Here is a 10,854-nt window from a genome sequence, read left to right as displayed (position 1 = left end):
AGCCGACGTCGAACCCGTGGAATCGGAGCCTTCGGCCTGGTGAGAGATCTCCGGCCGCGGCGGCGTCTGCGCGCGATTGAGCAATTCTGGCGTCCGTTCTGGTCTGCGTTCGTATCGGTCCACACACACTCGATGGCGGTTGTGGGGCTGTTTGGATTCGTCGCCTGGAGCTTGTCGGATTGAAACAGGGAAGAACCCCGTTTTCACCGGGCGGGCTGCATCGCGGGAACCTCACGCAAAGTAGAGCCGATCGACGGTGTCCGTGAACTCAGGAACACGGTTCCCCCTCCCTGTCAGGCGCTCGATCCGGACGCGGCATCGATGCCGATTGTTCGCTCCCCTGACATCGTGACCGAGGCGGCGTTCGGGGGTACGACGGCGGCCGCATCCTGGACCTCCAACACCTCCAGCGGCTTACAAAGATACAACATCGGCGAAGTTCTTTTGTGCGGTAGTCCTAGTGGGCATCGATTGTTCGGGGAAGCTTGTTACAAGTTCGCTTGTGTGCGCCACCCGACCGCCGTTTTTACATCGAACGAATGATAGTGATTCGGACCGTCGATGCGCCGAATACCGACCCGAACGAACTTGACGACTGTTTCATTCCCGAAGCTGTCGACGTCGGACGCCGACGAGCGTCGCGATCAACCCCACTGCCGCGGCCAGAATCAGCGCCAGCTCCGCGCCGAAACCGATGCGTGTCGCCGGTGTGAGCGAGCTCCGCAGTTCGACCGTCGATACCAGTACATCCGGCTCGAACAGCGGGGTTTGCTGCAGGACGTTCCCCTCGGGTCCGACTACGGCACTGACGCCGCTCGTCGCGGCAACCACGACGGTACGTCCGTGTTCGACGGCTCGCACCCGCGACATCGCCAGCTGTTGATACGTCATTTCGGTATCGCCGAACGTGGCGTTGTTGGTAGGGATCGCGATGAATTGCGCACCCGAACGAACGGACTCGTCGAGGGCTCGATCGAATGCGACTTCGTAGCACGTGGCTATTCCGGCCGCTATTCCTGCAGCGTGTACGACACCGTTTCCATTTCCAGGAACGAAATAACCCGCTCGATCGGCGTATTCCGAAAACAGTCGAAAAAAACTTCGGTACGGCAAGTATTCACCGAAGGGCTGAATGATCTTCTTGTCGTGCCGCTCCCCTGGTCCGTCGGCACCGTTCCACGCGATGACGGAATTGGTGTTCGTGTTGTTCGCGTTGACCAGGACGGTGCCCACGAGGATCGGCGCACCGACGGCAACCGACGCCTGCGTGATGAGCGTCGCAGCGTCGGAGTTGCGCAGCGGGTCGATATCCGATGCGTTCTCCGGCCACACGACGAGATCCGGCGCGGGTTGCCTGCCCGCGTCGACATCGGCGGCCAGCGCCATCGTCTCGCGCACGTGGTTGTCCAGTACCGCGCGTCGCTGCGCGTTGAAGTCCAGCCCCAGGCGAGGAACACTGCCCTGAATGGCAGCGATCGTCGCCGTGCGATCGCCGTCCCCGGTCTCGTTCGTGTGCAGAGTCGGGATCAGCGACACCGCAGTGATCGATGCGATCGCCGTGGTCACGACCGGTCCGACGAGCGATCGGGCGGTGACGCGACGCGTGAGTGTCAGCACCAGCGCGGCCAGTCCGGTACCGGTGAGCGCGACCCCGAAACTGAGCAGCGGTGCGCCTCCGATGCTCGCCAACGGAAGCAACCAGCCCTCGGGTTGTCCGAACGCCAGCCGGCCCCATGGAAACCCTCCGAAAGGAACGCTCGACCGAAGCCACTCGGCGGCGCTCCACATCAGGGCCATCGACAGCGGCCACCACGCGCTCCGCGCAACCAGCACGGCCGTCAAACCGAACAGACCGAGGAATACCGATTCGGCTGCGGCCAGCGCGAGCCACGGCACCGGGCCGACGTAGACGCCGATCCACGGGAGCAGAGGAACGAAGAAGGCGAGGCCGGCCACGTAGCCGTATCCGAATCCGCCTTTCAGCGACACCGATCGGCGACCGCCGAACCCCGTCAGAACCAGTGCCAGTACTGCGATGCCGATGGGTGCCAGAAACCAGAGCGTTCGCGGCGGAAAACTGGCGAAGACGAGCGCGCCGGCAACGGCAGCCAGGACGGTCGACAGCACGGGTCCGTACAGCCGGGTCAGTCGCGCGGTCGAGGGGTTCTCACTGCTCATGAACGACCCGTCCACGGTGCACCGTCATCGAGCAGCGGGGACCGACGGACGACGCCTCGAGGCTGGGCAGCGGTGCCACGCCCGCACGGGGGTCGGTCGACCACCGTTGAACGCTGTCCTTCGGTGCTCGCACGACGAGCTCGTCCACGTCCCACACCGCAAAGGACGCGGGGGCGCCCGGCACCAGTGTTCCGGCCAAACCGTCGCGCACTCCCCCCGCCCGCCATGCACCGCGCGTCGCAGCCGAGAACGCCGCACGCGGCGACACCGAGCTCCCCGGAGTGCGGTGGTTCGCCGCAGCCCGGACCGTCGCCCACGGATCGAGGGACGTCACCGGCGCATCGGAGCCGAACGCCAGCGAGACTCCCGCAGACGCCAGGCGCGCGAACGGGTGGAGTTCGGCAGCGCGCTCGGCACCCAGACGCGCGGCGTAGAGGCCGTCGGCTCCGCCCCACGCCGCGTCGAACGCCGGCTGCATGCTGGCGATGACGCCCCACGACGCCAACAGGTCGGCTTGCTGCGCGGACACCATCGCCACGTGCTCGAGCCGGTGTCCGCACGACGCGACGGCGGGTGTGCCCAGATCGGCGACCACCCGGCCGAATGCAGTGACGGCGGCCGACACCGCGGCGTCGCCGATGACGTGGAAGCCGGCCTGAGTTCCGGCCGTCGTGCAGGCGGCGATGTGTGCAGCTATCGCGTCGACATCTGCGTACGACACCCCGGTTCCGGGACCATCGGCGTACGGCGAGCTCAACCATGCGGTGTGCGACCCGAGGGATCCGTCGACGAAGATATCGCCTGCCAATCCGTGGGCACCGGTCTCTTCGAGCAATTCGCGGGCGCGTTCGGCGGTATCTGCCAGCTCGCCCCAGTAGCCGCGTACTTCGACGCCGTGCTCGGTGTTCATGAGTTCGCGGAAATCGACGATGCCCGACACCACCGGTCCTGCACATTCGTGGACCGCGACGATTCCGTGCGCCGCGGCGTCGTCCAGCGCAGCAGCCCTTGCTCGGCGTCGGGTGTCGGCGGTGAGCAGCGAGCGAGCGGTCTGCCGAGCACGATGGTGCGCGTCTGCGGTCAGTGGAGACTGTTCGGAGTAGCCGGAGGTGGCGTCGGCAGCGGACGCGGCGAACCGCAATCGGGTGGATACGGCGGCCGAGTGCGAGTCGACTCGGGTGAGGTACACCGCTCGTCCGGGAGCAGCCGCATCGAGTTCGGCGGTGGTGGGAGGACGTTGTTCGGACCAGGTGGACTCGTCCCAACCGTGACCCCAGATCAGGTCGTCTTCCGAGGATGCCGCATGTTCTCGCACCATGCGTACGCAGTCCTCGACCGACGTGGACCGGCTCAGGTCCAGGCCGATCAACGACAGTCCGAGGTCGGTCACGTGAACGTGCGTGTCCACGAAGGCCGGAGCGACGAAAGAACCGGCCAGATCGATGACGGGAACGCCGGGATGCAAGGCTCGTCCGGTGCGATCCTCACCGATCCAGCTGATGATTCCGTCGGTCACGGCCATGGCGGTGGCATCGGGAGCCGAAGGACTGTAGATCCGTCCGCCGCAGAACAATTCGGTGGTCACGAGCGACCAGTCTGCCCCTACCGGTGGGACTTGGGGAAATCCCCGGCAGCGGGATCGACGCGGCCCGGGTCGATCACCTCACCCTCGAGAACGAGCGACGGTCCGGTGGTTCGTGGTCCGCGATTCTCACCGGCCGTACGGTCGTCGAGTACCTCTCCGTCGATGACCGTGGGGCGCATGCGCCGAGTGGACGCCGCGACTCGGGGCAGCCACCGCGCGGCCGCCCACAGCACGGCAGGCCGGAGCAGCCAGCGAGTCGGTGGGATCAACAGCAACAGGCCTACCACCGTGGTCACCAGGCCGGGCACGAACATGGCCACCGACCCTGCAGCGAAGAGTGCGCCGTCGGCCACGGCTCCCTCGGCCGAGCGTTCACCCTGCGATGCGCGTCGCAGGCCGTCCAGTACCCGCCGGCCTTGCGAACGGACCAGCAACGAACCGACCAACGATCCGGCGATGAGCAGCACCACGGTCCACAGCACACCGAGTGCACTGCCCACAGCGACCAGGGCTGTGACCTCGACCACGACGTAGAGCACGAACAGAGCGAGCATGACGGTCCTTTCTTCGCTTGGTCCGTACAACGTCCGGCACAGTCGTTTTTCTCCCGATGCGTCCTGTTTGCCGGGAGATTCTCAGGATCCAGGTCTGACGAGGCCGGATTCGTAGGCGAGTACGACGGCTTGCACTCGGTCACGTACTCCCAGCTTGGTCAGTATTCGGCCGATGTGGGTCTTGATGGTCGCCTCGGACAGGTGCAACACCGTCGCGATCTCGGCATTGGACAGCCCGGTTGCCAGGTGCGCCATGACCTCTCGCTCACGCCCGGTCAGGCCGTCCAGTACCGATGGGTCGACGGCCGGCTCGGTGCGCTCGACGAACCGCGACAGCAGCCTCTTGGTGACTTTCGGTGATACGACGGCGTCACCCGCAGCCACGCTCCGAATCGCGGATACCAGATCCTCGGGCGGTGTGTCCTTGAGCAGAAATCCACTGGCTCCTGCCCTGAGCGCACCGAGTACGTGCTCGTCGAGATCGAACGTCGTCATGACCAGAACCCTGGTGTCCGATCCCGATTCGGTGATCGCTCGAGTGGCGGAGACCCCGTCGATCCCGGGCATGCGGACGTCCATCAAGACCACAGCGGGCGTCAACCGTGCCACGGCTTCGATGGCACCGGAGCCGTCGGACGCTTCGCCGATCACCTCGATGTCGTCCTGGGCTTCGAGCACCATGTTCAGGCCCATTCGCATCAGTTCCTGGTCGTCCACGACGACAATGGTGATCGGCACCGACACAACCTAACGCCTACTCGATCGGCAGTCTCGCCCGCACGAGCCAGGAGCCCTGGGCTGTACGACCGACCTGCAACGTGCCCTGCAACACCGCGACTCGTTCCCGCATCCCCACCAGTCCGTGTCCTCCGCCACCGGTCGGTGGCGCCGCACTGCCGGTGCCGTTGTCGGAAATTTCGACGGTGACGGTGTCTGCTTCGCGTGCGACCCGTACGACGGCTCGCGGGGCATGGCCGGCGTGCCGAAGAACGTTCGTCAGCGATTCCTGGACGAGTCGGTGTACGCCGAGACTGATCGCCGGGCTGATGTCGTCGAGATTGCCCGTCTGTTCCAACTCGACGTTCAGGCCCGCTCGACTCATCATTTCCACGACGCGGGCCAGACCGGCCGTGCCGTACTCGGGCATGTCGTCCGCGTCGGGGGTCGTCCGCAGCAGCGCGACCGTCCTACGCAGTTCGGCCAGCGCCTGTCGGCCCGTCGCCGAGATGTTGGCCACCGCCTGCTCGGCACGTTCGGGGTTGCGCCGGATGGCATACGACGCCCCGTCGGCCTGGACCACCATCACGCTCACCCCGTGGGCGACGACATCGTGCAGCTCGCGCGCGATACGTGTTCTTTCCATGAGCACGGCCTCCTCGGCGCGGCGATCCCGGTCGTACTCGGCCACGATCAGTCGGGCTTCCATCGCCTCGTCGTATGCGCGTCGGGCACCGAGGAATTCGGCAGCGACCCACGACAGTGCGTACAGCAGAGCGCTGAACAGCAGCGTCGTGAACAACGGCTGGTGGAAGAGCAACAACGACGACACCGAGTAGGCCGCCACACCGGCGGCGTAGACGGCCCCCTGCGCGCGGCCGACGTAGGCCACCAGGGTGTAGAGCATGATCGGCAACGCCAGTGCGGCCGGATGGCCGTTGGAGGTATCCCCGACCATGGCTCCCCACACGTCGGCGACGAACGTCGACACGAGCGCCACGGCCGCCACGGACCTGGGGAACCGACGCCGCCACGCGACGGGAACGGTCAGGACCACCGAGAAGGCCAGAAACAACGGCCCGTTCAGGCCGTCGGCCGAACTCACGAAAACGAGAATCTCGATGACGAAAAGCCCACCGGCGAGCAGTGCGTCGGCCACGAACGGTTGGCCACGGAGCCACAGGCTGAATCGACGCATGTGATTGAGTTTGCCGTATGACTGTCGCGGACTGGGGATTGTTGATGGCCGCCGCGACGGCAGCAGGATGGGTCGACGCCGTGGTCGGCGGCGGCGGTCTCATTCTGTTGCCGGCGATCTTGCTCGTGGCACCGCAACTGACACAGCAGGCAGCCCTCGCGACCAACAAGGCGACCGCAGTCTTCGGAACAGTCGCCGCCGTCGTCACGTTCGCCCGCAAGGTCTCGCTCGACTGGAAGGTGCTCGTTCCTGCCGGCGCGATCGCGGCGACGACCTCGGCGGCGGGCGCTGCCGCGGTGTCGTTGATCGACCGCGACCTCTTCGTGCCGATCATCATGGTCGTGCTGGTCGGCGTTGCGGTACTGGTGACCTGCCGACCGACCATCGGTCGTACCGCGGCACCGTCGCCCCCGACCCACCGCAAAGTTCTGATCGTGATCGGCCTCGCCGCAGCCGGCATCGGGTTCTACGACGGCATTCTCGGACCCGGCACCGGCACCTTCCTCATCATCGTCTTCGCGACGATGCTGGGCACCGAATTCGTCCGCAGCGCCGCGATGGCAAAGGTGATCAACGTCGGCTCCAATGTCGGTGCGCTGACCTACTTCGCATTCACCGGCAGTGTGTACTGGCAACTCGGTGCTGCGATGGCCGCCTGCAATGTCGTCGGTGCGGTACTCGGTTCGAGGACGGCGGTCGCCAGGGGCGCAGGCTTCGTCAGGATCGTGTTGCTCGTCGTCGTGATCGGCATGGTCCTACGCCTCGGCTGGCAACAATTCGGCTAGCGTCACAGTCGTGACGACACCATCGGACCGGTCGGTCGACGCCGACTTCCTCGCCCTCCCCCTGCGAGAACTGGCCGCCGCGGCCCTGAGCGCGGCGCGCACGGCCGGAGCCTCGCATGCGGACTTCCGGGTGCAGCGGCTGACGACCCAGTCGATTTCACTGCGCGACGGCTCGGTGCAATCCGCCGTCGACGCCGGGGAAATCGGGTTGGCGGTGCGGGTGGTCGTCGACGGCACCTGGGGTTTCGCCTCTCACGCCGAGCTGAGTACCGACGCGGCTGCCACCACGGCGCGGCGTGCGGCCGAGGTGGCGACGGCGTTACGCGTTCTCAACCGCGAACGGGTCGAACTCGCGCCCGAACCGGTGTACTCGGACGCGGTCTGGGTCTCGCAGTACGAGATCGACCCGTTCGACGTTCCCACCACCGACAAAGTGGCGCTGCTGGCCGAGTACTCGGCCAGGTTGTCCGCCTCCGACGGCGTCGACCACGTCACGGCGTCGGTGCTGCAGGTCAAGGAACAGTCGTTCTATGCCGATTCGGCGGGCAGCTCGATCACTCAGCAACGGGTACGACTACACCCGCAGTTCGAGGCCACTGCCGTGGACCGAGCGGCCGGTGCGTTCGATTCGATGCGGACATTGGCACCGCCCGTCGGACGCGGCTGGGAATACCTCGGTGAACACAGCACGTGGGACTGGGCGGACGAACTCGCGCGCATCCCGGAGTGGCTGGCCGAGAAGGTCAAGGCCCCTTCGGTGGTGGCAGGCCCGACGGATCTCGTCATCGATCCCACCAACCTGTGGCTCACCATCCACGAATCCATCGGACACGCAACGGAATACGACCGAGCGATCGGGTACGAGGCCGCCTACGCCGGGACGTCCTTCGCCACACCCGATCAGCTCGGAACCTTGCGTTACGGCTCACCCATCATGCACGTCACCGCAGACCGGACCGAGGTGAACGGTCTCGCCAGTATCGGCTACGACGACGACGGCGTGGCCGCGCAGAAGTGGGATCTGGTTCGCGACGGAACACTCGTCGGCTACCAACTCGATCGGGTCTTCGCCCCGAGGCTCGGACTGGAACGGTCCAACGGATGCTCCTACGCCGACTCCGCACATCACGTTCCGATCCAACGCATGGCGAACGTGTCGTTGCAGCCCGATCCCGACACCGACCGGTCGACCGAGGAGGTCATCGCCGCGGTCGAGGACGGTATTTACGTGGTCGGCGACAAATCGTGGTCGATCGATATGCAGCGGTACAACTTCCAGTTCACCGGACAACGCTTCTACCGGATTCGAGACGGTGTGCTCGACGGCCAGGTGCGCGACGTCGCCTATCAAGCGACGACGACGGATTTCTGGGGTTCGATGGAACTGCTCGGAGGTCGCTCCACCTGGAAACTCGGTGGGGCATTCAACTGCGGCAAGGCCCAACCCGGTCAGGTCGCCGCGGTCAGTCACGGTTGCCCGGTCGCACTGTTCCGCGGGGTCAACGTCCTCAACACCCGATCGGAGGCAGGTCGATGATCGAGCCGCAGCAGGTGATCGAACGTGCGTTGGCGTGTGCGAGCGTCGACGACACCGTCGTCCTCGTCACCGACTCCAGCGACGCGACGCTTCGGTGGGCGGGCAATTCGATGACCACGAACGGCGTCTCCACTTCGAGGCAGTGGGTGGTGGTGTCCATCGTCCGGAACGGGGACGTGGCGCGGGTGGGCTCGGTGTCGTCCACCAGTGTCGATCCGAACGAGATCGCGGACGTCGTGCGTGCCAGTGAAGCAGCGGCCCGCGCCGCCGAGCCTGCGGACGACGCGATGCCGCTGCTGACCCCCGATTCCGAGCCGGACGGCTGGGATCGACACGCGCAGGCCACGTCCATCGACGTGTTCGGTTCGCTGGCAACGGAACTGAACGTCGGATTCGACGGCCGAGACACGTTGTACGGATTCGCCGAGCATCGCGTCGACAACGTGTGGCTCGGAACCTCGACCGGAGTGCGACGCACGTTCACACAGCCGACCGGGTCGATCGAGATCAACGGAAAGCGGTCCGGGGCGAGTGCCTGGGTGGGAAAAGGTACGGCCGATTTCCGCGACGTGTCGGTGGCATCGATGCTCGGAGAATTGTCCACCAGGCTGGGCTGGGCGCAGAACACCGTGGAGCGTCCCGCCGGTCGGTACGACACGGTGTTGCCGCCCTCCGCCGTGGCCGATCTGATGATCTACCTGATGTGGACCATGGAGGGGCGCGGGGCCCAGGAGGGGCGCACCGCACTCTCGCGGGCCGGTGGCACCCGAGTCGGTGAGAAGCTCACCGAGCTGCCGCTGACGCTGCACTCTGACCCGCGCGAGCCTGGTCTCGGGTACGCGCCGTTCGTTGCGGCGGGCTCCTCCAGTGATGCGGTGTCGGTGTTCGACAACGGTCTCGGCATCGACCGGGTCGATTGGATCCGGGACGGCGCGATCGCAGCACTGGCCTATACCCGCGCCGGAGCTCGGAAGTTCGACGAACCCGTTGCCGTCCCCGGGGAGAATCTGATCCTCACCGGCGGCAGCGACACCGGGATCGACGCGATGGTCGCGTCGACCGAGCGCGGGCTGTTACTGACGACACTGTGGTACATCCGAGAGGTCGATCCGACCTCGTTGCTGCTCACGGGTCTGACCCGCGACGGCGTCTACGCCATCGAGGACGGCCGGATCATCGGAGCCGTCAACAACTTCCGCTTCAACGAGAGTCCTCTGGATCTGTTGCGACGTGTCACCGAGGCCGGACGGACCGAGGCGACACTGCCGCGCGAGTGGAAGGACTGGTTCACTCGCACGGCAATGCCGCCGCTGCGCATTCCGGACTTTCACATGTCCTCGGTCAGCGCCGCGCAATAGGGTCTGCGGGGTCGTTCCCGCAGGCCCTGCGTCCGACCGTTACTTGTCGGGTCCGGACAACTCGAGAGCAATGTTGTCGGGGTCGCGGAACTCCACGATGGACAGTCCGGGCCCTGCGTCCTTGATGCCCTCGTGCGCGATGCCGAGCTCATCGAGCGTCTTGACTGCATCCTCGAGCGCGGCACGGGTATCGACGGTGAAGCTGAGGTGGTCCAGCCCACAACGATCTTCGGCGAAGGTGTCGTCGCTCGGCGCGACCGGGCGCAGACCGAGCAAACCCCCGCCGAACTTGTAGATCACGCCGCCGAAGAGGAACCACAGGGCTTGTTTGGTCTCCTCGTCCGCGTCGGGATCCCAGGCGTAGGCCACCTCGAAGCCGAACACCGAGTCGTAGAACGATCGGGATCGGTCGATGTCACTGACGGTGAGTCGGACATGGTTGTAATCGGTCACTGCAATAGGCACGTGGTGCTCCGTTCCGGCAGCAGGGGAAGCCGCCTCATGAAGCATTCGGAACTGCGCATACCAACGATGGTGTCGTCGTGCAGACCGGTTACGCGGGAGTGATCGCGAGCCCGACCGAGCCGCTCTTGCCCCTTCGAAGAACGCTGCCCTTCACGGTGAGCCAGCCCAGGATGCCGTACTTCGACACTATCGCCGCGCGCGCTTTCTCGGTGCCGGCTGCATCGAGGATCTCGGCTGTCGCGTCGACTGCGTCGCCCTGGGGTTTGCCGCGCATGTCGCACGGTGCGAGCAGAACCTTCGAGTTACGGCGAATGCGCTTGACCTTCCACGAATCCGACACCGTCCACACGAGCAGACGATCACCGTCGAGCGCACCCCAGAGCGGGGTCGGTACGGCGGTGCCGTCCTTCTTGAACGTCGTCAGCAGTACGTACTTGCCCTTGGCAATGTCCTCGAAGGTGGCAGTCATACCGAGAA

General features: G+C 65.8%; 10 protein-coding genes. 3 read left to right on the top strand and 7 right to left on the bottom strand.

Annotated elements, in window-relative coordinates; all coding sequences use genetic code 11:
* Positions 1-600 precede the first annotated feature (600 nt).
* The 5 genes from lnt to CH281_RS13915 all read right to left on the bottom strand — a co-directional run bounded on the left by lnt (position 601) and on the right by CH281_RS13915 (position 6,232).
* On the bottom strand, positions 601-2,178 hold the full coding sequence (lnt, locus tag CH281_RS13935) for an apolipoprotein N-acyltransferase (protein ID WP_094694493.1): 1,578 nt from the start codon (positions 2,176-2,178) through the stop codon (positions 601-603).
* Positions 2,168-3,763 (bottom strand): amidohydrolase, encoded by a 1,596-nt coding sequence (locus CH281_RS13930; RefSeq protein WP_027497114.1) that lies wholly within the window; start codon positions 3,761-3,763, stop codon positions 2,168-2,170. The genes lnt and CH281_RS13930 overlap by 11 nt, the downstream gene beginning before the upstream one ends.
* A gap of 17 nt (positions 3,764-3,780) precedes the next feature.
* Positions 3,781-4,317 (bottom strand): FxsA family protein, encoded by a 537-nt coding sequence (locus tag CH281_RS13925; RefSeq protein WP_032372414.1) that lies wholly within the window; start codon positions 4,315-4,317, stop codon positions 3,781-3,783.
* 81 nt (positions 4,318-4,398) lie between these two features.
* Positions 4,399-5,055 (bottom strand): response regulator, encoded by a 657-nt coding sequence (locus CH281_RS13920; RefSeq protein WP_094694598.1) that lies wholly within the window; start codon positions 5,053-5,055, stop codon positions 4,399-4,401.
* Between the two features lie 16 nt (positions 5,056-5,071).
* Positions 5,072-6,232 (bottom strand): sensor histidine kinase, encoded by a 1,161-nt coding sequence (locus CH281_RS13915; protein WP_032365820.1) that lies wholly within the window; start codon positions 6,230-6,232, stop codon positions 5,072-5,074.
* 17 nt (positions 6,233-6,249) lie between these two features.
* Here CH281_RS13915 and CH281_RS13910 point away from each other — a divergent pair, with 17 nt between their 5' ends.
* From CH281_RS13910 to CH281_RS13900, 3 genes are read left to right on the top strand one after another with little or no spacing between them, the layout of a single operon-like run.
* The gene (locus tag CH281_RS13910; protein WP_032370548.1) at positions 6,250-7,017 is read left to right on the top strand and encodes a TSUP family transporter; all 768 of its coding nucleotides are present in this window, start codon (positions 6,250-6,252) and stop codon (positions 7,015-7,017) included.
* A gap of 10 nt (positions 7,018-7,027) precedes the next feature.
* Positions 7,028-8,554 (top strand): TldD/PmbA family protein, encoded by a 1,527-nt coding sequence (locus CH281_RS13905; protein WP_094694491.1) that lies wholly within the window; start codon positions 7,028-7,030, stop codon positions 8,552-8,554.
* On the top strand, positions 8,551-9,912 hold the full coding sequence (locus CH281_RS13900) for a metallopeptidase TldD-related protein (RefSeq protein WP_094694489.1): 1,362 nt from the start codon (positions 8,551-8,553) through the stop codon (positions 9,910-9,912). The genes CH281_RS13905 and CH281_RS13900 overlap by 4 nt, the downstream gene beginning before the upstream one ends.
* A gap of 39 nt (positions 9,913-9,951) precedes the next feature.
* On the opposite strand, the gene CH281_RS13895 is transcribed toward CH281_RS13900, so the two are convergent.
* Positions 9,952-10,377: a VOC family protein gene (locus tag CH281_RS13895; protein WP_032365857.1), complete on the bottom strand. Its 426-nt coding sequence runs from the start codon at positions 10,375-10,377 to the stop codon at positions 9,952-9,954.
* Positions 10,378-10,465: 88 nt separating this feature from the next.
* Positions 10,466-10,846: a PPOX class F420-dependent oxidoreductase gene (locus CH281_RS13890; RefSeq protein WP_027497107.1), complete on the bottom strand. Its 381-nt coding sequence runs from the start codon at positions 10,844-10,846 to the stop codon at positions 10,466-10,468.
* Positions 10,847-10,854: the final 8 nt, after the last annotated feature.

Origin of the sequence: Rhodococcus sp. 06-221-2, assembly GCF_002258365.1 — a bacterium.
In the GTDB taxonomy this organism is placed as follows: Bacteria; Actinomycetota; Actinomycetes; order Mycobacteriales; family Mycobacteriaceae; genus Rhodococcoides; species Rhodococcoides fascians.
This window is presented reverse-complemented; position numbering and strand designations above follow the sequence as displayed.